General features: G+C 32.5%; 21 protein-coding genes. 15 read left to right on the forward strand and 6 right to left on the reverse strand.

Annotated features, from left to right (window positions below):
- Window positions 1-2 precede the first annotated feature (2 nt).
- The 9 genes from C3729_RS00155 to C3729_RS00195 all read left to right on the forward strand — a co-directional run bounded on the left by C3729_RS00155 (window position 3) and on the right by C3729_RS00195 (window position 10,418).
- Window positions 3-3,779: an ATP-binding protein gene (locus C3729_RS00155; protein ID WP_104792294.1), complete on the forward strand. Its 3,777-nt coding sequence runs from the start codon at window positions 3-5 to the stop codon at window positions 3,777-3,779.
- A 238-nt stretch (window positions 3,780-4,017) separates the two neighbouring features.
- The gene (locus C3729_RS00160) at window positions 4,018-4,359 is read left to right on the forward strand and encodes a hypothetical protein (protein ID WP_104792295.1); all 342 of its coding nucleotides are present in this window, start codon (window positions 4,018-4,020) and stop codon (window positions 4,357-4,359) included.
- Between the two features lie 157 nt (window positions 4,360-4,516).
- A complete protein-coding gene (locus C3729_RS00165) occupies window positions 4,517-4,774 on the forward strand; it encodes a hypothetical protein (protein WP_104792296.1) in 258 nt (85 codons plus the stop codon).
- Window positions 4,775-5,303: 529 nt separating this feature from the next.
- On the forward strand, window positions 5,304-6,665 hold the full coding sequence (locus tag C3729_RS00170) for an ATP-binding protein (RefSeq protein WP_104792769.1): 1,362 nt from the start codon (window positions 5,304-5,306) through the stop codon (window positions 6,663-6,665).
- Complete coding sequence (locus tag C3729_RS00175; RefSeq protein WP_104792297.1) at window positions 6,655-6,882, forward strand: hypothetical protein; 228 nt, start codon at window positions 6,655-6,657, stop codon at window positions 6,880-6,882. Before C3729_RS00170 ends, C3729_RS00175 begins: the two co-directional genes overlap by 11 nt.
- A 557-nt stretch (window positions 6,883-7,439) precedes the next feature.
- Window positions 7,440-7,652 carry a helix-turn-helix domain-containing protein gene (locus C3729_RS00180; RefSeq protein WP_078703592.1) on the forward strand — a complete coding sequence of 71 codons (213 nt, stop codon included), beginning with the start codon at window positions 7,440-7,442 and terminating at the stop codon, window positions 7,650-7,652.
- Window positions 7,649-7,984, forward strand: a complete 336-nt coding sequence (locus C3729_RS00185) for a HipA N-terminal domain-containing protein (protein WP_058878324.1) — start codon at window positions 7,649-7,651, stop codon at window positions 7,982-7,984. The genes C3729_RS00180 and C3729_RS00185 overlap by 4 nt, the downstream gene beginning before the upstream one ends.
- The gene (locus C3729_RS00190) at window positions 7,977-8,918 is read left to right on the forward strand and encodes a HipA domain-containing protein (protein ID WP_104792298.1); all 942 of its coding nucleotides are present in this window, start codon (window positions 7,977-7,979) and stop codon (window positions 8,916-8,918) included. Before C3729_RS00185 ends, C3729_RS00190 begins: the two co-directional genes overlap by 8 nt.
- A gap of 465 nt (window positions 8,919-9,383) precedes the next feature.
- Window positions 9,384-10,418: a nucleoid-associated protein gene (locus C3729_RS00195; RefSeq protein ID WP_104792299.1), complete on the forward strand. Its 1,035-nt coding sequence runs from the start codon at window positions 9,384-9,386 to the stop codon at window positions 10,416-10,418.
- Between the two features lie 370 nt (window positions 10,419-10,788).
- Here C3729_RS00195 and cysK read toward each other — a convergent pair whose 3' ends face one another.
- Entirely contained in the window at window positions 10,789-11,724 is a 936-nt protein-coding gene (gene cysK / locus C3729_RS00200; RefSeq protein WP_104792300.1) for a cysteine synthase A, read from the reverse strand.
- Between the two features lie 252 nt (window positions 11,725-11,976).
- Entirely contained in the window at window positions 11,977-12,801 is an 825-nt protein-coding gene (gene epsC / locus C3729_RS00205; protein WP_104792301.1) for a serine O-acetyltransferase EpsC, read from the reverse strand.
- A gap of 190 nt (window positions 12,802-12,991) precedes the next feature.
- Between epsC and C3729_RS00210 the strand changes: the two genes are divergently transcribed.
- Window positions 12,992-13,918 carry a malate dehydrogenase gene (locus tag C3729_RS00210; RefSeq protein ID WP_104792302.1) on the forward strand — a complete coding sequence of 309 codons (927 nt, stop codon included), beginning with the start codon at window positions 12,992-12,994 and terminating at the stop codon, window positions 13,916-13,918.
- Window positions 13,919-14,059: 141 nt separating this feature from the next.
- Window positions 14,060-15,718 (forward strand): alkaline phosphatase PafA, encoded by a 1,659-nt coding sequence (gene pafA, locus C3729_RS00215; protein WP_104792303.1) that lies wholly within the window; start codon window positions 14,060-14,062, stop codon window positions 15,716-15,718.
- Between the two features lie 138 nt (window positions 15,719-15,856).
- On the opposite strand, the gene C3729_RS00220 is transcribed toward pafA, so the two are convergent.
- Window positions 15,857-16,384 carry a DUF4136 domain-containing protein gene (locus C3729_RS00220; RefSeq protein WP_104792304.1) on the reverse strand — a complete coding sequence of 176 codons (528 nt, stop codon included), beginning with the start codon at window positions 16,382-16,384 and terminating at the stop codon, window positions 15,857-15,859.
- 3 nt (window positions 16,385-16,387) lie between these two features.
- Entirely contained in the window at window positions 16,388-16,579 is a 192-nt protein-coding gene (locus C3729_RS00225) for a DUF5522 domain-containing protein (protein ID WP_104792305.1), read from the reverse strand.
- An 81-nt stretch (window positions 16,580-16,660) separates the two neighbouring features.
- On the opposite strand from C3729_RS00225, the gene C3729_RS00230 reads away from it, so the two are divergent.
- From C3729_RS00230 to hemL, 4 genes are read left to right on the forward strand one after another with little or no spacing between them, the layout of a single operon-like run.
- Window positions 16,661-16,990: a hypothetical protein gene (locus tag C3729_RS00230; protein ID WP_104792306.1), complete on the forward strand. Its 330-nt coding sequence runs from the start codon at window positions 16,661-16,663 to the stop codon at window positions 16,988-16,990.
- Between the two features lie 23 nt (window positions 16,991-17,013).
- The gene (locus C3729_RS00235; protein WP_104792307.1) at window positions 17,014-17,925 is read left to right on the forward strand and encodes a 1-aminocyclopropane-1-carboxylate deaminase/D-cysteine desulfhydrase; all 912 of its coding nucleotides are present in this window, start codon (window positions 17,014-17,016) and stop codon (window positions 17,923-17,925) included.
- Window positions 17,925-18,965, forward strand: a complete 1,041-nt coding sequence (locus C3729_RS00240; RefSeq protein WP_104792308.1) for a glucosaminidase domain-containing protein — start codon at window positions 17,925-17,927, stop codon at window positions 18,963-18,965. The genes C3729_RS00235 and C3729_RS00240 overlap by 1 nt, the downstream gene beginning before the upstream one ends.
- A gap of 42 nt (window positions 18,966-19,007) precedes the next feature.
- Window positions 19,008-20,306, forward strand: coding sequence for a glutamate-1-semialdehyde 2,1-aminomutase (gene hemL, locus C3729_RS00245; protein ID WP_104792309.1), 1,299 nt, complete (start codon window positions 19,008-19,010; stop codon window positions 20,304-20,306).
- Window positions 20,307-20,457: 151 nt separating this feature from the next.
- Here the strand turns inward: hemL and C3729_RS00250 are convergent, their stop codons facing one another.
- Window positions 20,458-21,873, reverse strand: a complete 1,416-nt coding sequence (locus C3729_RS00250; protein ID WP_104792310.1) for a CCA tRNA nucleotidyltransferase — start codon at window positions 21,871-21,873, stop codon at window positions 20,458-20,460.
- A gap of 186 nt (window positions 21,874-22,059) precedes the next feature.
- Window positions 22,060-22,608, reverse strand: coding sequence for an L-threonylcarbamoyladenylate synthase (locus C3729_RS00255; RefSeq protein ID WP_069797817.1), 549 nt, complete (start codon window positions 22,606-22,608; stop codon window positions 22,060-22,062).
- Window positions 22,609-22,651 lie beyond the last annotated feature (43 nt).

Consider the following 22,651-nt stretch of genomic DNA (forward strand, 5'->3'; position numbering starts at 1 on the left):
AAATGAATACCATAACACAAATAGAAAATGCTTTAGTAGCAATTAATCAAGCAAGTTTCCAGACTCTAATAAATCATTTATTACATTTTGAAGGAAACAAATTTATAGGTTCACCAGGTGCCGTTGTTGGTAAAGAAAAAACAAGCAAAGGATCTCCTGATTCTTTTTTTGTCAATGGAGATAATTACATTTTTGTTGAATGTACAACAAAAGAAAGAATTGGAGAGTCAAAATCATTTTTTGATAAACTTTCAAAAGACATAGACCATTGTTTTAATGAAAGCCAAACTAAAATTATTAAAGAAAAAATTGAGAAAGTCTTTTTAGCTTGTACTGAAAAAATAAGTACAGAGGAATACAATTCGTTAAATGGGAAAGTAAAATCTTACAATCCCGATACTGTACTTGAAGTTTTGACAATTCAGAATTTGCCAATGCGTATTTTCGATATTCCAAAATTAGCTGAAGAGTATCTCAATATTCAGATGATAAAGGGAGATATTTATCCACTTGAACAATTTTTATTAAAAACCGAAAAGGGATTACAGCCATCACTTACTAATGAATTTGTAGGTAGAGAAGCTGAATTAAAAGATTGCATTGCTATTTTAGAAAACTATGACATTTTATTTTTGTCAGGTGGTGCGGGGGTTGGAAAATCAAAATTAGGAGTTAAAATATTAGAAGAACTTTCAAAAGAAGATTATGTTCCAATTGTAATTCAGAGTTCTGGTGTTTCTTTATGGGATGATTATCAGCATCTTTTTTTGACAGGTAAAAAACATATTATTTTATTTGATGATGCTAATAAATCAGTAAATAATTTAGTTTACCTATTAAGTAAGTTGGGAGAATCAAAATCATATTCTTTCAAAGTAGTAATAACTTCAAGAGACTATGTAAAAAAACAGGTTTCACTTACTCTCGAAAATTATACTTTTAGAGAATTAGGTATAAAGGAGTTTAAAGATGAAGAAATTGGAAAAATAATAATTGCTACTCTTCCCAATTTGAAACACTATCCTGACATAAAAAGAAAAATTATTGAATTGGCAAAAGGTAATGCGAGAGTTGCATTAATGGCAACTAATTCGGTAGTTCCAGAAGCAGAAACTAATTATTTGAGTAGTCCGGTCTTGCTTTATGAAAAATATTTTAAGAAAATATCAGAAGATATAGGAATCTTTGAAAATCCAATTATTCTCAAATCTTTGGCAATTGTGTCGTTTTTTGGTGTTTTAGACAGAAATAATGAAGAACTTAAAGAAATACTATCATCTAAATTTCATATAGATTGGAATGAGTTATGGTCTGCAATTATGGAGCTTCATAATAATGAAATTTTGGATGTTTATTCTGAAGAAATTGTAAAAGTTTCCGACCAAGTTTTGGCAACCTATGCTTTTTATAAATGTTTCATTGATGAGAAATCCTCTGTTATTAATTATGCAGATTGGATAACAGCATTCATTGAAAAATTTCCAAGTAGAATTACAGCAACGCTTATAGATGCAAATAATACATTTACCTATTACAATGTAAAAGATTTTGTGTTGCCTCATTTACAAAAGATAATTCAAAACAATAAATCAGAAGAACAATTATATGCATTCTACAAACTATTTTGGTTTTATAAAGGGCGTGAATGTTTATTGTATTTAAAAAAATGGATTGACAATCTTTCCAAGGAAGAACGTTCTGGAAAATTAGAGTTTAGCTACGTTCACAATGACCATACTTCAGCAACAAAATATTTTGAGTTATTACGAAAGTTTTGGAATCATCCCAATGAGCTACTAAAGCCATCGCTTGAATTGACACTGAAAATGTTAATAAAAAGTCCAAATCGTTTATCCGAAGTTTTAAAATTTATTAATGACGATTTCAGTTACAAGTTAGAAGATTTGGAACACGGTTATTTGCGTCAAAATATTTTATTTGATGTATTACTAAATCAAAAATTATCTGATGAAGAAAGATATTTTGCGAATGGAATCTTTTTAAACATATCGGAAAAGTTATTGGGGTGGGATTATACAGAGTTTGGTTCAGCAAAAGGTTCTGCATTTACAATCTACAATTTTAGCTTGTTCAAATCTGACGCCTTATTGGAGTTAAGAAGTCGTATACTTAACAAAACGTTTGAACTTTATGATACTGATGACAAGAATTCTCAACAATTACTACATAAAATAGTATACCCTGGCGGAAATATTGACAAGAGTATCTATGTTCAAGAATTACCTATTTATGAAAAATTAATCTATGAAAAATTAGATAATAAGCAGTATGCTCACTGTAAGTTTGTTAGTGTTCTTGCCAAAAATTTGTCAGGAGAGGGAATAAATTTCCCAGAGAATTGGAATAATTTTATTGAGTCTGATATTAGAAAATTATCAAAGTTCATAAAACCTGATTGGGAATATAGAGAAGGAAAATCTATTGATGAATCTGAAAGGGAAAAAAAGCAAGAATTTGAAACTTTTGTAAACAAAAACAATTGGCAGGAGTTAGAAAAATTTCTATTAAATATAGATGAATTATACCGACAGCAAAAGGATATTAATGTTTGGCATATAGAAAATGCGGTTACAGATATTTATTCTGCAATTGCGAGAAAAAGTAAATCTGAATTTGAAGATGCTTTAAGATTGTTCTTTGGTGGTAAAGTTAGTTACCCTTTACGTGCTTATGTTTTGAATGTTGTAATGAGTGAAAACATTTTGACGGCAAATGAGCTTTTAAATATAATGAATGAATACGATTTTAAAGGGAAACCTTATTGGGAATCTGTATTAGTTACATTTATACGAGAAGAACAAATTAGTCAAGATTTTTTGAACCTTTTATTAGATGTTTTTGGAAACGAAAACGAATACCTGTATATACATAGAATGCTCGATTATGCGAAATATGAATCAGTATTCAATGAATTTAAACAAGGAAAACCAGAATTGGAAGAACACAATATTATAACTTATTTAACAAGCATAATTTTTAATAAACCACACAATACAAGACGAGATTTTGGATTTCATTTTTGTGTAGAATGTGCATCATACTTTACTAATCACTTTCAACTTTTAAAAGATGCTTTTTGGTCTCAATATGAAATAAACCCTCATTTCGACCACGATGGTAAAGAATTAAAAGCAATTTTAGATATTGACAATAAATTTCTTAATGATAGTTTAAGAAACGGAAAGTTAGGACTGGGGTATTCTTCAAAAATAAGGTTAGAAAAAATAAACACGAATCCATTGTGGGAATATGATTGCTATGAAGAATTGATTGAAGATTTAGTGTTATTGGCATTAGCAAGTGAACAATATAGTTTTTTAATAGAAGAAGATATATATTCCATATTTAGGTATAAAAGTACAACAGAAGATGCCACAGAAAAAATGAAAGCCTTAATTGTTAAGCTGACACAAAAATATGCAAACAATGAAAAAGTGGTTTTGATACTTATTGAAATGGTTTATCATAATTTTAATTTTTGGTTTGTTGACTATTTTAAAGAGTTTCTTCTAGTTAATAAAAACATTGAAGTAACAAAACATATTAATTTTGGAAAATCAGAGAGTTGGTCAGGTAGTAGAGTACCATTAATTCAGAAGAAAATAGAATTTTATCAGGAAATAATTAAAATGATTAATGCCCTACCTAATATTTTAGACTATTCTGAGCATATTGACCATTTTGAACAAAAAATCATTAGGAAGAAACAGGATATTGAACGAGAGCAAAGAAGAGATTTTATGGAAGAGTTTTATTAATTTTTTTTAGCAAGTTCCAACAATATTTGTAAATCGTAAGCAAAGAATAGAAAACTCTTTATTCATGGTAGTTTCAAGAAACGAAAGTCTTGGTGGAATCTTAAAAAAAAGATGTTGTAACGAGTTGGAAATGTACTACTTTTGTACACCTCGAAATACTTGAAACTACCATCAATATTATGTATCACTAAACATTCTCAATGCGTTAGGGTTATTTTCAAAACTTCAAGAGAAAGAATTGTTAGAATCTGGCTTAAGAGCAAATAAATCTGCTTTAGAAAGGCATCATTTATTTCCAAAAGCTTGGTTAATGCGAAACGGAGTTACAGAACAAAGAGATTACAATCAGATTGCCAATTTTGCATTGGTAGAATGGAGTGACAATATTGCAATAAGTGATAAAGAGCCTAAAGTTTATTTGCCAATTTACGAACAAAGATTTTCAGAAGAGGAATTAAGAAAAATGAGGTTTTGGCATGCTTTACCTGAAAATTGGCAAGAAATGAAATACAAAGATTTTCTATTGGAAAGAAGAAGACTAATTGCTGAAGTAGTAAAAAGTGCCTATCAAAAATTGTAATGATGAATAATATCGAACTCGATATTTTAGTAAAAACTTTTGATAGATTTTTCACCTATCATGATTTTACTTTTAAAAATAATAACCTACGAATATCCTTAACAGAAGTGCAATTACCATAACCGCAAAACAGCCTTTTATTGATTGGGCAAATGCTTTGGCTCCTGATTTGCCATTGAGTTTGGGAGTTTTAGGTGAATCTAAAACCTATCTCACCAATCCCGATTTTGATGATGCAGAAAAACATCTGAAAAAATATTATAAAGAAATCTTTGAAAACGAATTGGAAGGAATTTGGCTGGACGAAAATGATTGGCCACAAAAAAGAGATTATAAAACATTTTGTGAATGGTTTCAAGTGGAAATCAGTGATTGTGTAGTTGATTTGAGTAAAAAAAGTATCTTTTCAATTTAATAACACACTTATTATACAAAATACAACTCATCAAACATAACCACTATTTCCATATAATGGTGATTTTAAAAACAAATTTTTGTAAAATATTACATAGATAGTCGGAATGTTTCCGATTATCTATTATTTTTTCACATTTGAAGAGAGAATATAGAAAATCAAATTCTACCTTATAAATCACATCCAATAATTCATCAAATTTTAGTTTCGCTATTGAAAGACTATAAAAACCGAATGACAAAATAAATGAACTGATAAAGCAAGAAAAGCTGCTATCTTTAAAGAAGGAATTATATCTTTGAAATTCAACTCTATTACCAGAATCTTTTTCCATTACCAATGTAATGTATGGTTTTGGTCATGTTTCGCCAGAATTTTAAACGTTCACAGATTGACTGTAAGTAGTTTTGTAAAAAGACAGAAATTAAGTTATTAGAAAAATTGCCTTTGTTTTGTTACAAAATAAAATAAAAATCACCTTTGTTTTGATACAAAAATTTAGTAAATTTGGGTTTGTTTTATGATGAAAATGAATTTTAAACGACATATTTTTGATGAGTTGGTTCAGTGGAAAATGAGTTCTAATGCCAAACCGTTGATACTAAGAGGAGCTCGACAAGTAGGAAAAACGACCTTAGTTCGTAGTTTCGGGGAAAGTTATACCCATTTTATAGAACTTAATTTAGAAAAAAGCGAAGATGCTAGTCTCGTAGAACGGAGTAATAGTGTGCAGGAATTGGTCAATTTTTTGGCATTAAAAAATGAAATCTCTCCAAAAGATTTCCCCCATACACTGCTTTTTATTGATGAAATCCAAGAATCCGAAAAAGCTATTTCTTTTTTGCGTTATTTTCATGAGGACTTGCCAGAATTGAATGTCATTGCTGCGGGTTCTTTGCTGGAGCATACTTTAAAGAAAACTAAAAATTATCCAGTAGGTCGGATTAATTATTTGTATCTGTTTCCTTTAAATTTTCAGGAATATCTTGAAGCACAAGGAAAAAAGAATTTGTTAGAAAGATTTCGGAATGTTCCCGTTGACGACATTGCCCACGAACTTTTGATGAAAGAGTTCCACACTTATTGTATTATTGGAGGAATGCCCGAAATTGTTGCCAACTATGTTGCTCATAAAGATTTATTAGCACTTCCACAGATTTATGAAAGTATTTGGAATACCTACAAAGATGATGTGATAAAATATGCAGATAGTAAATCGGAAGAAAATGTGATGAAACACATCGTAAATACCGCTGCATCATTTGTTGACCAAAGGATTAAATTTCAAAATTTCGGACACTCTAATTATAAGTCGAGGGAAGTGAGCAAGGCATTCAATAATTTAGATGCCGCAAAGGTCATACAGGTAATTTATCCTTGTACCAATGTAGAGCCGCAAATTCTTCCAGATTATAAAAAATCGCCACGATTACAATTTTTGGATACAGGAATTTTAAATTTTGATCTGAATATTCAAGCCGATTTGTTGCTAATGAAAGACCTTAGCGAAGCATACAAAGGAGCGATTATCCCTCATATTATTAATCAGGAAGTTTTGTCTTTGAATACTACGGATTACAAAAAGACTTACTTTTGGGTTCGGGACAAAACGCAATCATCAGCAGAGGTGGATTTGCTTATTGCTCACGGAAAATTCTTGATTCCTATTGAAATTAAATCGGGGAAAACGGGAAGTTTGAAATCTTTGCATCAATTTGTGAATCAAGCCCCTCATCAATTCGCAGTCAGAATGTATGGGGGAAAATTCAAAATTGAAGAAACTGTTACACCAGAAGGGAAACCTTACTTGTTAATGAATTTGCCTTACTATTTAGGGACGTATTTAAAACAATATATCAATTACTTTATCACTAAATACAATGTCGAATAATTTTATTACCAATAATAAACAACAAAAAACACTAAAAGGAAGATTGAATACTTTGATTTTTATTCGTGATGAGCTGAAATTTCTAGTAGGTTATTTTTATTTTTCAGGATGGTCAGATATCTACTTGAGTCTTCAAAAAAATCCTCAACAAAAAATAAAATTGTTAGTGGGATTACAAGTTTGTAATTATTTAGGCACTCAAACGAAAAACTCCTAAAAACAATGAAGTTTATAATGTTGATATTTTTCATAGGCGACAAGAGATTTTAGATGATATAGATTCGGATATTCAATTATTTAAAGATATTCAAAAGCGACTGAAAGACTTAAAATTAGTAGAGAATTATCCTAAGCAGGAAGAAATTATAAAAAAAATACAACGCCTTCTAGCTAATGAGCCGAACAGAAAAATTATTCTGTTTTCAGAATATGTAGATACAATTCATCATCTCAGAAACGATTCAAATCAGAATTTAAGAATGAAGTATTGGTTTGTGATGGTAAAGTTTCAAAAGATTTAGCAAGACATTTAAACAGTGATTTTAATGCACAATATAATAGGGGTTAAAAACAACTCATTTTAAAATATTATTAACTTCAGACAAGTTATCCGAAGGGTTTAATAGTATAAAGTCTTTATTTGTTAATTGATAATGAATTTAATACTAAATTTATATATCTAATTGCATATAATTATTGCAAATTTAATTATTTTATACGCTTTTACATATAATTTAATATATTTGCATAAAATATTTGCAAAAGCATATAATTATGTACGTTAACTTAGCCAATTTTATAAAGACAAAAAGGAAAGAAGCCAATCTTACCCAACAAGAATTTGCTGAAAGAGCAGGTGTTGCCCTTACAGTGGTTCGGAAAATAGAACAGGGAAAAGAAAATCTCAGTTTGTCAAAAGTAAATCAGGTACTTCTGATGTTTGGGAGTAAACTTGTTCCTGCCAATTTAAAAGAAATTGAAAAATGAGACAGGGAAAAGTTTTTTATCAAAATCATTTTGCAGGAGTCGTTACGGAAACCAACGATGGAGATTACACCTTTGAATATGATAATGATTATATTCAAAAATTTCCGTATCAGTTCATTACCTTTTCAATGCCTGTTTCCGAGAAATTATATAGAGAAAATAGGTTGTTCCCTTTTTTTGAAGGATTAATTCCGGAAGGTTGGCTGTTGGAAATAGCTTCCGAAAGTTGGAAAATCAACAAAAACGACAGGATGGGATTGCTTTTGGCGTGTTGCAAAAATTGCATTGGTGCAGTAAGTGTAGAACCTATAATTGTGAAGAGTGATGGGTAAAAAATGTCTATATTGTTATAAAGAAGTAATGGGCGAAGAAGATTTTCATCCGCATTGCAGTCAGAAATTCTTTGGAACAACTAATCCTCCAATTTTAGATTATACGTTGCAGGAAATGGAAATGTTGGCTAAACAAGTCATTGAAACTTCCGTTGCAGTTCCAGGAGTTCAGCCAAAATTATCGATGGGCTTCATTAAAGATGTTTTAAAGGATGCAAACAGAGGTAGATTAACGGTTGTTGGTGCTTTAGGAGGAAACTATATTTTAAAACCGCAAAATTCCACTTTTTCGGAGATGCCCGAAAATGAACATCTGACGATGAAAATGGCTGAAATATGCGGTATTACTACCGTGATGTCCTCACTCATTCGTTTAAAATCTGGCGAATTATCCTACATTACAAAACGAATTGACAGAGACGATAATGGAAACAAAATTCATATGCTGGATATGTTTCAAATCTTAGAAGCATTTGATAAATATCGTGGTTCAGTAGAGAAGGTTGGAAAAGCTATTAAAGAGCATTCTGCAAACACGTTATTAGATTTGATGAGGTTTTATGAAATAGTAATTTTCTGTTACATTACAGGAAATAATGATATGCATCTCAAAAATTTTTCGCTCATATTAAATGGTGAAAATTGGGAAATATCTCCTGCTTACGATTTGCTCAACGTTCAACTTCATTTACCTGAAGATAAAGAAGAATCTGCATTAACTATTGGTGGAAAAAAGAAAAAACTTTCCAAAAGCGATTTTATTAATTTAGGATTAAAATTAGGATTAAACCAAAAACAAGTGGAGAATACTTTTAAACGTTTTCTAAAATCAGAGAAGAAAATGTTATCACTTATTCATCAATCCTATTTAAGTAAAGAACATCAAGAAAAATACATCAAACTGCTCCTAAATAGATTGCTAATCTTTCAATAAAAAATTATATTTTTTTTCACCGACAAATTTAATGTATGAAATAATACGCGTTAATCTTTAATTTTGATATTTATGAATTATTTTTCATACATTAATAAATTAAAGAAAACGGCAAAAGAATAAAAAAGAAGACAATGTTCACGGTCTTTTATCTGTACCTTATTTGTACCATAAAATCATAACTGTTTGATTTTCATATATTGTTATTTTCGAAGAAGTGAAGTAAACTTCGTTTAAATATAAATGTCAAATCCCAACCATTTTGGTCGGGATTTTTTTGTTTATTTGGGCGGCATTTCCGTCTACAGCTCCCGCTTTTTTTCTGTCATAACGAGCAGAATAAACCTAAAGAGCAGTAATTCTTTCAAAATTTCTAGAAATTTGAAACCACCATCATACAGAAAAAAGAGCTCCGCTTTCGCCGGGCCGCGAAAAAATCTCCGTAAATTTCCCTATTTTCGCAGCATGATTTTCACAGAAGAAACCACACTAGAACATCTTTGCATCAATTACGTAGGAAACCAAACGCATCAAGAAGCTTTGGTAACCTCAGATTCAGAAGTTTTCATCACAGATGAGATGAAAGAATTGCTCAAAGATTATTTCCTTAAAAACTTTAAACCCGAAATCTTTTTCGAGTTCTTCCATAGTTCTAATATTGAAAATAACGAAGTGTTTACTTACGTTTCAGAGATTTTTGAACAGCCAGAATTGTTAGAAAACCAGTCCAAAAAATTGGCAAAACTGCTTTACGAACATTCTACCAATCCTAGAACCAAAGGTGGAGAATTCTATGTTTGTTATTTCAAAGATTGCATCGTAAAAGGAGAAAGATATGACGCAGTCGGACTTTTTAAATCCGAAAACAAAGATACTTTCCTAAAAGTTTCTACCAAAAACGAAAACTTTGAACTCGAAACTTTACAAGGCATCAATTTGAATAAAGTAGATAAAGGTTGCTTGATTTACAATACCAATAAAGAACAAGGTTACCTCATGTCTATTATTGATGGAACGAGTAGAGCAGAAACCAGTTATTGGATGGATGATTTCTTGCAAGTTCGTCAGCGACAAGACGAATATTTCGAGACGCAAGAAACGCTTACACTTTACAAAGAATACATCACGAAACAACTTCCGCAGGAATTTGAAATTACCAAAGCAGACCAAGCAGATTTCTTGAACAAATCGCTTACATTTTTCAAAGAAAAAGAAGAATTTAAGATGGAAGAATTCACGGGGGAAGTTTTGGGAGACCAAGAAGTCATCCAAAGTTTCAATGCCTTCAAAACCCAATACGAAGACGAAAGAGATTATGCTTTGTCAGACGAATTTGCCATAAATGATGCAGCAGTCAAGAAAAACGCCAGAATTTTTAAAAGCGTCATAAAACTAGACAAAAACTTCCATATTTACATTCACGGTGACCGAAAACTCATCCAGCAAGGACAAGACGAAAACGGAAAATATTATATGCTCTATTTCGAAGAAGAGAACTAAAAAAAATATCTTGCTGATTTAGCAAATTTAGCAGATTTTAAAAAAAATATTCATCAGTATAATAAGCTAGAGTTTAAAAAATCAAGGACAAAAATTTACTTTTTTGTCCTTTTGAACTTCTTATTTTCAATCTTTTCTTTTGTCTCTTTTGCGGTTAATTAATTTTAAAAAACATCGGCTTAATCTTCAAAATCAGCGATAGACAAAAAAAATCAAGGACAAAAATTTACTTTTTTGTCCTTTTGAATTTCTTATTTTCAATCTTTTCTTATTTCTCTTTTGCGGTTAATTAATTTTAAAAAACATCGGCTTAATCTGCAAAATCAGCGAGAGACAAAAAAACGCTCCAAATTTTTGGAGCGTTTTCAATTTATTTCAATTCAGATTCGTTTTCTTGAAACAAATCTGGAACAGACCAATATCTTTCGCCAGTGTCATAATTAAAGGTCAAAACTTTAGCGCCTTTTGGTAAATCGCCCAATTTTTTCGCAATTGCAGCAAGAGAAGCACCGGTAGAAATTCCTGCTAAAATTCCTTCTTGAGCAGCTAATTTTCTAGCAAAATCAAAAGCTTCTGCTTTTTCTACTTGAATCACACCGTCTAGGATTTCAGAATTCAGCACTTTTGGTACAAAACCAGCTCCAATTCCTTGCAAAGGATGTGGACCAGGATTTCCACCGCTTAAAACGGGAGAATCTGTAGGTTCTACGGCATAACTTTTCAGATTCGGGAATTTTTCTTTCAGAACTTCGGTTACGCCCGTAATATGACCGCCAGTTCCTACACCTGTAATCACATAGTCAAATCCTTCTGGGAAATCTGCCAAAATTTCTTGAGCAGTGGTATTTTTATGAATTTCTGGATTCGCGTCATTTTCAAATTGCTGTGGAATCCATGAATTTTCAATCGTAGAAGCCAATTCATAGGCTTTCTTTACCGCACCATTCGTTCCTAATTCTCTAGGAGTTAAAACAAATTCAGCGCCATAAGCAGACATGAGTTTTCTGCGTTCCACAGACATAGATTCAGGCATTACCAAAACTAATTTGTAACCTTTAACCGCGCAAACCATTGCTAAACCAACACCTGTGTTTCCCGAAGTAGGTTCTATAATCAGTGTGTCTTTATTAATTTTTCCTTCTTTTTCAGCCGTTTCTATCATCGCAAGAGCAATTCTGTCTTTGATGCTTCCACCAGGATTTTGGCGTTCTAATTTCATCCACACTTCTACATCACTCCCGAAAATCTTATTTAATTTTACCAATGGAGTGTTGCCAATCACTTCTAGTACATTGTTAACTTTCATATTTTTAAAATTTTAAATATTATTAATTTGGGCAGCTTTTCCGCCTTCCACTCCCGCTTTTTTAAAATTTTTCCTTCGCTAACTCTCCTAAAGGAGAGAACCAAAAAATTTTAAAAAGAGCTCCGTTCAAGTCGGGCTGCAAGTTTCGTTATCTTAATTAAATTCAGTTTTTTATTTACCTCAATCTTTACCTTTACCTTTACCTTTACCTTTACCTCAACCTCAACCTTTACCTCAACCTTAGCCTTTACCTCAAATAAAGTAGTTAATCGGTTCATCTCCCGGAAATTTATTTCTCACCGTCACTTGACCTTTATGAAAAACCACCGAATTTTTCGGTAGACTGTCTGTAATCCAAACGTTTCCACCGATGATGCTGTTCTCGCCAATCACGGTTTCTCCTCCTAAAATGGTAGCATTCGCATAAATAACTACACCGTTTTCTATGGTAGGATGTCTTTTGGTATTGGCAATTTCTTTCGAAACAGAAAGTGCTCCCAAAGTAACTCCTTGATAAATTTTGACACCATTTCCAATTTCTGAGGTTTCACCTATTACAATTCCCGTACCATGATCGATGAAGAATGGCGAACCAATGGTAGCACCGGGATGAATGTCTATTCCTGTTTTGCTGTGCGCCAACTCTGTCCAGATTCTAGGAATCAACGGAATTTTTTCCAGTTGCAATTCGTGAGCCAATCTGTAAATTGCAATCGTATAAAAACCAGGATAGGAAAAAGTAACTTCTTCTACAGAGGTTGCAGCAGGGTCATTTTCTAGGGCAAATGCAGCGTCTTGTTCTAAAGTTTTATAGATTTCTGGGAATTTGGTAAAAAAATACTCTCCACATTCTATGGCTTTTTCTTTGTCATCAAAAACAGAATACAGAATCTTGATAAAATCTATTTTAAATTGTTGTAATCGATGGGCGATTTCATTTTCTGAAGCACATCTTTGAAGTTCTAGAAAAAATACAAATCTGAAAAAATCATCGATAAAGGTTTCGATTTTCTTTTTGTCTAAATCATATTTTCTGTTAGAATATCCGTCTTGTAAATGCTTCAAAAAATTTTCCATCCTTCAAAATTTAAAACAAAGGTAAGCAATGTCTCTGTTTTTGCCCTTGATTTATGGTAATTTTTACATCTATTTACACGATTGAAAAATTTTAAAATTAGGATGTAATTCATATCAAGAAAATTGTCTAATCCTCAAATAATCATTAAATTTGAGCAACTTAATTTTAAACTTTAAAAAAATAAAAAAAATGAAAGTAACTGTAGTTGGAGCAGGAGCTGTAGGTGCATCTTGCGCAGAATATATCGCCATGAAAAACTTCTGTTCAGAAGTAGTTTTAGTAGATATTAAAGAAGGTTTTGCTGAAGGTAAAGCAATGGATTTAATGCAAACTGCTTCTTTGAATGGTTTTGATACTAAAATTACGGGAACAACTGGTGATTATAGTAAAACTGCCGGTTCAGATGTAGCGGTAATCACTTCTGGTATTCCTAGAAAACCGGGAATGACTAGAGAAGAGTTAATCGGTATTAATGCAGGAATTGTAAAAGATGTAACGGCTAATTTAGTAAAACATTCTCCTAATGTAACCATTATTGTGGTTTCTAACCCAATGGATACTATGGCTTACCTAGTTCACAAAACTTCTGGTTTACCAAAGCATAAAATCATTGGAATGGGAGGTGCTCTAGATTCTGCAAGATTCAAATACAGATTAGCAGAAGCTTTAGAAGCTCCAATTTCTGATGTAGACGGAATGGTAATTGCAGCACACTCAGATACTGGTATGCTTCCTTTATTATCTAAAGCAACTAGAAATGGTGTTCCTGTAACTTCTTTCTTAACTGAAGAACAAAAAGCGTATGTAGTAGAAGAAACTAAAGTAGGAGGTGCTACATTAACTAAATTATTAGGAACTTCAGCTTGGTATGCACCAGGTGCAGCAGTTTCTGTAATGGTTCAGGCAATTGCTTGTGACCAAAAGAAAATGATTCCTTGTTCACTTATGTTAGACGGAGAATACGGACAATCTGACATTTGTTTAGGTGTTCCTGCGATTATCGGTAAAAATGGAGTAGAAAAAATCGTAGAAATCGAATTAACTGAAGCAGAGAAAGAAAAATTTGCAACTGCAGCAGCAGCGGTAAGAGAAGTAAACGGAGATTTAAAATTCTAAAAAACTCTTCTTTTGAAATAAATAAACGCATCTTTTAGGTGCGTTTTTTTGTGAAGTCAGACGATTTAATTTTTAATGTAAAATTAAACTTTAGCTACAATAAAAACCTTTAAATTTGCCTAAATTAAAATTTCTAGAAAAATGCTTAGAAAAATTAGCACTCTTGCATTGGTAACATTGGCTTTGTTATCTGTAGATGCACAAAAAAATAAAAATACTCAATATAATGATGGAGTAGAAAGACCAAAATTAGTGGTAGGAATTGTAGTAGACCAGATGCGTTGGGATTTCTTGTATAAATATCAAGCAAAATATGGAAACGGTGGCTTCAAAAGATTATTAAATGAAGGCTACAGTTTTAATAATGTGATGATAGATTACATTCCTACGGTTACTGCATTAGGTCATACTTCTATTTATACAGGTTCTGTTCCATCGATTCATGGAATTGCGGGAAACGACTGGACGGATAAAGAAACAGGCAAAAACGTTTACTGTACTACAGATGAAACGGTAAATGCTGTAGGAACAGAAGCTAAAAAAATAGGTCAGCATTCTCCTAGAAATCTTTGGAGTACTACCATTACAGACCAGTTAGGAATTGCAACCAATTTTCGTTCAAAAGTAGTGGGCGTTTCATTAAAAGACAGAGCTTCTATTTTACCAGCAGGACATAATCCTACTGCGGCTTTTTGGTTTGATGAAACCACAGGAAATTTCATCACTTCTGATTACTATTTGAAAGAATTACCACAGTGGTTGAATGAATTTAACAAAGAAGAAAACGGTAAAAAATTAGTTTCAAAAGGTTGGAAAACATTACTTCCTATTTCAGAATATTTCGAAAGTACAGAGGATAATGTTGCATGGGAAAGTCTTTTAGGAAGCGCTAAAACACCTACTTTTCCTTATGAAAATTTAGCTAAAGATTATGATGCAAAAAAAGGAGTCATCAGAACCACACCTTTTGGAAATTCTTTAACCCTAAAAATGGCTGAAGCTACAATTAAAGGTTACAAAATGGGTGAAGATAATATTACAGATTTCTTAGCAATAAATATTGCTTCTACAGATTATGTAGGTCATGCTTTTGGCCCAAATTCTATAGAAATAGAAGATACTTATTTAAGATTAGACAGAGATTTAGAAGCGTTTTTTCAGCAGTTAGACAAAAAAGTAGGAAAAGGAAACTACTTGGTATTCTTATCTGCAGATCACGGTGGCGCTCATGCTGAAGGATACATGCAAGCCAATAAAATGATGACAGGCTTCTTTGATGATGGTTTAGAAAAAAATCTTGGCGAAGAGCTAGAAAAAAAATATGCAGGAAGTAAATTAATTCTGGGAATTGATAATTACCAAATTTATCTCAACCACAATACTATTAAGGAAAAAGGATTGGATGCAGATGAGGTGAAAAAAAATATTCTTTCACAATTAAATAAAGACAAAAGAGTTCTATACGCTGTAGATTTAGAAGATGTAGCTGAAGCAGCAATTCCAGAACCTATTAAAACCAGAATTATCAATGGTTACAATTGGCAAAGAAGTGGAGATATTCAAATTGTTTCGCATGATGGTATGTTGCCAACTTACGCTAAAAAAGGAACTACCCACAGTGTTTGGAATTCATACGATGCTCACATTCCATTAATTTTTATGGGTTGGAAAGTTAAAAATGGACAAAGTGCAAAACCATATCACATGACAGATATTGCACCAACTCTAGCTCAAATGCTGAAAGTGGAAAATCCAAGTGGAAACATAGGAAATCCTATTACAGAAGTTTTAGAAAAATAATAGATTTTTATCTATTACAATATTATAAAATCGGGAATAATTCCCGATTTTTTTGTTTTAAAGTAAGAAAAAACCTACGGCGCGAGCTTTGCTCGCGCCGTAGGTTTTTAGACAATAATATTCAAGTGAAAAGGATTTTTATTTTTTCACAGGAGGATAATTGGCCATAATCTCTGCTACAATCGCTGGAATTTGTTTTTGCTTAGATTTAGGAGAATCTACATTGATTCCGCTTCCTACACCTTGCCAAACCAATTTTCCAGTTTTAGCATCTACGATGTCAATAATCAAACTTCCTCTGTTGTAATCGGTAGTCCAAGCTCTGCTCATTCCAACTCCCCAACCAAAAGGTCTTCCCCAACCATACATTCCGAAACTAGGCTCAATTCTGGTATCTTCTACTTTTTTATGAGAAGCTTTCAAGTTTACAACTAAATCGGGAGTTTGAGATGCTGATAAACCTTTCATTTGTAGGTTTTTAGCTACTTCGTTTAAAACACGGTCTTTGTCTAAATCATTCAGTTTTAAATCATCTACTCTAAACTGATATGTTTTATAAGAACTAAAATTGGCAGTTTCAGCATAGTCAGTTCTCACATTAAATGGTGAACAAGACGTAACAAAAAGTGCTGCTGAAGCCAACAAAAGGAAAAAATATTTCTTCATTTTTTATGATTTATGTGGTTTTTTCTCAATTTTTTTAAAAGAATCAGTCTTTTTATCATAACCATAAGGACAATGTTTACAACCACTTTTACAGCAATAACCCCGTTTTAAGTGGTATCTTTCGGTGAAAACTTTGTAGCCTAATTCATTATAATAAAAATCTTCGCCTTCTACTAATTCTTTATCAAATTTCATTCCATAAAATTACAAAAAATTCAATCATATTTTTAAATCATTGTGATAATTGCTCCTTTTAACTTTTCATATCTTTGTTCTATGATTATTTTGAGTTTACGCCTTCTCCGAAAGACTAGAATCAACGGAATTACTATTTTTCCGTTCATTTTTCTTCGTGAATCAGCGTTTAAGGAAAATAAAATACTCATTAATCACGAAAAAATACACATTCGTCAGCAATTAGAACTCCTTATTATTTTCTTTTATTTGTGGTATGTAGTAGAATATTACTATTGGTATTTGAAGTTAAAAGACAAACATTTGGCTTACCGAAATATCAGTTTCGAAAGAGAAGCTTACGCTATGGAAGAAGATTTAAACTACCTCGAAACCAGAAAAATCTGGAGTTTTTGGAAGTACAGAGTGTGATTTTTAATGAACAATAATTAAGTATGAATTTACCCAAACATAAAATTCCAATTGTAGAAATTCCTATCGGAAAAAAAGTAAGACTTTTCATCAAAAGGGAAGACCTTACCCATCCAGAAATTTCAGGAAATAAATATTGGAAAATGTTTTACAATGTCAAAAAATATTTAGAAAAAGAAGTTTCAGAAAGGAAAATCATCACTTTTGGAGGTGCTTTTTCTAATCATATTGCGGCAGCGGCAGCTTTGGGAAAAGAATTTGGCATCGAGACTCTAGGAATTATCAGAGGAGATGAATTAGAAAACTCTTGGCAAGAAAATCCTACACTTTCTTTAGCGCACCAAAACGGAATGACTTTCAGATTTGTAACTAGAGAAACTTATAGAGATAAGGAAACTTTGATGAAAAACCTTCAAGAAGAATTTCCCGAAAGTTTGGTAGTTCCAGAAGGCGGGACTAATGAAAATGCGGTGGAAGGAATTCAGTTTATGCTCAATGAAGAAACTCAAGATTTTGACTATCTTTGCAGCGCTATAGGAACGGGAGGAACCCTTTCTGGAATTTCTAAATTTGCTGAAGAACATCAAAAAGTGTTAGGTTTCAAAGCGGTAAAAGATGAATCTTTGGAAAAAAGGATTTTAAATTTTTCTAAAAGACAAAATTTTACCATTTTTGATGCTTCTGATGGCGGTTTTGGCAAAATAACAGACGAAAATATTCGTTTTATAAATAAATTTTATCAAGATTTTGGCATTATTTTAGAGCCTGTTTACACTGGGAAAATGTTCAGGAAGATTTTTGAACTCATAGAAGAAGATTATTTCCCAGAAAATAGCAAGATTTTAGCTTTTCATACAGGAGGTTTGCAAGGAATAAAAGGCGCAAACGAAATGTTGAAAAAGAAAAATAGACCCACAATCAAAATAGAAAGTTAATGAAGAAATTTTTTTCAGTATTCATATTAATTATTGCAAATAGTTACCAAGCCCAAACTTGGAAAACCGAAGACCAGTACATTCAGCGATTTGCACAATATGCAGTAGAAGAAATGGAATTATACAATATTCCCGCATCTATTACTTTGGCGCAAGGACTTTTAGAAACAGGTGGTGGTCAGTCTAGATTGGCACAAGAAGGGAAAAATCACTTTGGGATTAAGTGTAAAGAAAACTGGACGGGCAAAACTATGAGTCATACTGATGACGCACCAAATGAATGTTTTCGTGTGTATGAAGATCCTAGAGAATCTTACAGAGACCATTCTTTGTTTTTGGTGAATCGTCCTTTTTACAAAAATTTATTTCAACTTGACCCTAAAGATTATAACGGTTGGGCTCATGGTTTGAAAAAAGCTGGTTATGCTACCAATCCTAGATATGCTTATATTTTGATTGATAAAATTCAGAAATATAAACTTTTTGAATTTGATTATATCAAAAAAGAACAAGTCACGGAAAAACTTTTAGCTTTGTATCCTGATTTGGTGAATGATAAAGAATTTTTAGCTAAAAATTTACCAACACCTAAAAAAGAAGAGGCTCCAAAAGTGGTAATTGATGCTCCAGAACCTGTAAAATTGACCAAAGAAGAAGTTTTATTATCGGTTCTGATGAAAGCACATCCTAATGAAGCTTTGAGATATATTGTAATTCCAATGGAACCAGATTATGACGATGCTTCGGAAGTAAACTTACAAGATATTTCTAAAAAATATGGCGTTTCTACTTCTAAATTGATGAAATGGAACGAGCTTTCTTCACAAACTTTAAAAGAAGGACAAATTCTCTTCCTCGAAAAGAAAAATTCTAGCGGAAGTGTAGAAACCTATCGCGCCGAAAAAGGAGATAATATGTATTCTATCGCTCAGAAATTTGCAATAAGACTCGATAAACTTTATGACAAAAACCGCATGGAATATGGAGATAAAGTAAAAGAAGGTCAATTAATTTATCTTAAAAATAGAAAACCTAGATAAAATCATTTAACTCATAATTTATAACTCATAACTTTCAAAAAAATGTTATATCAAAGAAGTTCGGCTTTATTTGAAGAGGCGTACAAATATATTCCAGGAGGTGTTAATTCGCCAGTTCGTGCTTTCAAATCTGTAGGAGGAGTTCCTATTTTTATGAAATCTGCGAAAGGTGCTTATTTAACAGATGCAGATGACAGAACGTATGTAGATTACATCAATTCTTGGGGACCAGCAATTGTAGGTCACGCTCATGATGAGGTAGTAGAAGCGGTGAAATTACAGGCAGAAAAAGGTTTTTCTTTTGGTGCGCCTACGGAATTAGAAACAGAAATTGCAAAATTTATCATCGAAAATGTCCCGAATATTGACCAAATCAGAATGGTTTCTTCGGGTACGGAAGCTTGTATGAGCGCCATCAGATTAGCAAGAGGTTATACAGGAAGAGAAAAAATCATCAAATTTGAAGGTTGCTATCACGGTCATTCTGATTCATTTTTGATTAAAGCAGGAAGTGGAGCTGCCACTTTTGGGAACCCAAATTCTCCAGGAGTAACTTCTGGAACGGCAAAAGATACACTTTTAGCAAAATACAATGATATAGAACAAGTTCAGGATTTGTTCCGTCATAATCAAGGTGAAATTGCCGCGATAATTGTAGAACCAGTTGCTGGAAATATGGGTTGCGTTTTGCCGGAAAATAACTTTCTACAAAATTTAAGAAAAGTTTGTGATGAAAATGGCGCTTTATTGATTTTTGATGAAGTAATGACTGGTTTCAGATTGGCTTTTGGAGGAGCACAAGAACTTTTTAATGTAAAAGCAGATATCGTGACTTACGGAAAAGTAATTGGCGGTGGAATGCCAGTTGGTGCTTTTGCTGCAAGAAACGAAATCATGAATAAACTTTCGCCACGAGGTGATGTGTATCAAGCGGGAACTTTAAGCGGAAATCCTCTCGCAATGAGAGCTGGATTGACCACGCTTCAACTCATCAAAAACAATCCTAATTTCTACGAAAAACTAAATAAAACTACTGAAACGCTAGATTTTGAAATTGGCAAAATTCTCAATGCAAAAGGAATTGCCCATAAAATCAATAGAAAAGGAAGTATGATGAGTATTTTCTTCCACACGAATAGAGTCTCTAATTTTGAGGAAGCTGCAGATTCTAACCACTCATTGTTCAATAATTTCTTCCATCAATTGTTGGCTCAGGGAATTTATCTTCCCCCAAGTGGTTACGAAACTTGGTTTATTTCAGACGCAATAAACGATGTAGAAATTGATAAAACGCTTGAAGCCGTTAGAAATTTTGATTATTCTGATAAAGTAGAAGACTAAAATAAAATCCCTCAAATTTTTGAGGGATTTCTCTTAATATTCTTAATACCTTAATTGAAAACTTAATGGTAAAATATTTTTTTCTCGCAGATTAAGCAGATCAAGCAGATTTTTTTAATTATCAACTAAATCAGCGCAATCAGCGAGAGATTTATAATTCCAAGCCTAAAAGTTTTGCTTCTTTAATAACGAAATTTCTAGCTTCATCTTTATCATTGGCAATTTCGCCTTCTAGAATCGCTTCTTTTACTTTTTCTTTTAAAATCCCGATTTCTCTGCCAGGTTTTAAGTTGAAAAGTTCCATTATTTCTTCTCCAGAAATTGGCGGTTGAAAATTTCTAACGTGGTCTTTTTCTTCCACTTCTTTGATTTTCTTCGCCACATATTCAAAATTTTTCTTGAATTTTTCTTGTTTTGAAGCGTTTTTTGTAGTGATGTCTGCTTTACAAAGCGTGAACAAATCTTCTAAATCTTCACCAGCATCAAAAAGCAATCTTCTCAAGGCAGAATCCGAAGTTCCATCATCAATCAAAGCAATCGGTCTGGATGAAAGTTTTACCATTTTTTGCACATATTTCATATCAGTTCCTAAAGGTAATTTCAGTCTTGTAAATAGATTTTTCACCATTTTAGAACCTAGAAATTCGTGTCCGTGGAAAGTCCAACCAATTTTTTCTACAAATTTTTTAGTAGGAGCTTTTCCGATGTCGTGTAATAAAGCAGCCCATCTCAACCAAAGATTATCGGTATTTTTAGAAATATTATCCACTACTTCTAGTGTGTGCCAAAAATTATCTTTGTGCGTTTGTCCTTCTACTTCTTCAATGCCTTTCAGTGCCGTTAATTCTGGAATAATTTTTTCTAAAAGCGTAGTCTCTTCCATCAATTTTAAACCAACCGAAGGTTTTTCGCTCAACAAAATTTTGTTGAATTCCACCATAATCCTTTCCATCGAAACAATTTTGATGCGTTCTGCTTCTTGTTTGATGGCTTCTAGAGAATTTTTCTCAATTTCAAAATGTAAAACCGATGCAAATCTAATCGCTCTCATCATTCTGAGAGGATCATCAGAATACGTTTGCGCAGGTTCTAGAGGCGTTCGCAGAATTTTGTTCTGCATATCTTCTCTTCCGTTAAAAGGATCAATCAGTTCTCCGAAATTTTCCACATTCAGAGAAATTGCGAGAGCATTTACGGTGAAATCCCTGCGTTTTTGGTCGTCTTCTAAAGTTCCGGTTTCTACCGCTGGTTTTCTAGAATCTTCGGAATAACTTTCTTTTCTGGCGCCCACAAATTCCAAATCCAAATCTTGGTATTTAATCATCGCAGTTCCGTAAGTTTTGAACACAGAAACCTTCAAATCTCCGAGTTCTTTTCCTACCGCTTTTGCGAGTTCTATTCCACTTTGTTCGGTTACAAAATCGATGTCTGTTGGCGCTTTTCTTTGCATCAACAAGTCACGAACATAACCGCCAACAATATAAACCGTTTGGTTTTTCTCTTGGGCGACTTTAGAAATGATTTTAAAAAGTTTGAAATTTTTATTTTGGGTTAAAGTGATTTTCATTTTTGTATAAAAACTCTCGCAGATTGAGCCGATTTTGCAGGTTTAATCTGCGGTTTCTGCTAAATCTGCGAGAAATTAATTTTTTGCAAAGATAAGATTAAAACACAGAGACACCAAGAAAAACACAGAGAACACAAAGTAGTTCCTCTGTGTTCTCTGTTTAACCTCAGTTTCGCTGTGGTAAGACTACTCGCGAAGTACTTTCACTCTTCCGTCACTCCAGACTTTTATCACAGAAGAACCAGAATATTTGGAAACGCTTTCTCTGTTTTCTTCTACTGCATAATCTACCGCATCAATCAGTTCTTGCGAGATGTCAGAGAATTTCAATGGTGATTTGTCTCCGCTAAAATTGGCAGAAGTAGAAACCAAAGGTTTATTGAGTTTAGAAATCAATTTTTTGCAAAAATCATCTTTCACCAATCTAATGCCGATGCTTCCATCTTCAGCAAGAATTTCTTTGGGTAGATTTTTAGGATTTTCATAAACGATGGTAACTGGTTTTTCAGACAAATCAATAATTTGCCAAGCCATTTCTGGAACGTCTACCAAATCTTGTAATCGGCGTTCGTTTTCCACCAAAATAATCATGGATTTGGTTTTCTCACGCTTTTTGATTTCAAAAATTTTGTTGATGGCTTCTACATTGGTTGCGTCACAACCGATTCCCCAAATCGTATCAGTAGGATAGAGGATTACGCCGCCGTTTTTCAATATTTCTAGTGCTTTTTCCAATTTAAGTAAAATTATATAAATAAAAGTAAGAGCAAAAATACAA

The sequence above is a fragment of the Cloacibacterium normanense genome, from assembly GCF_002943105.1.
Lineage (GTDB): Bacteria > Bacteroidota > Bacteroidia > Flavobacteriales > Weeksellaceae > Cloacibacterium.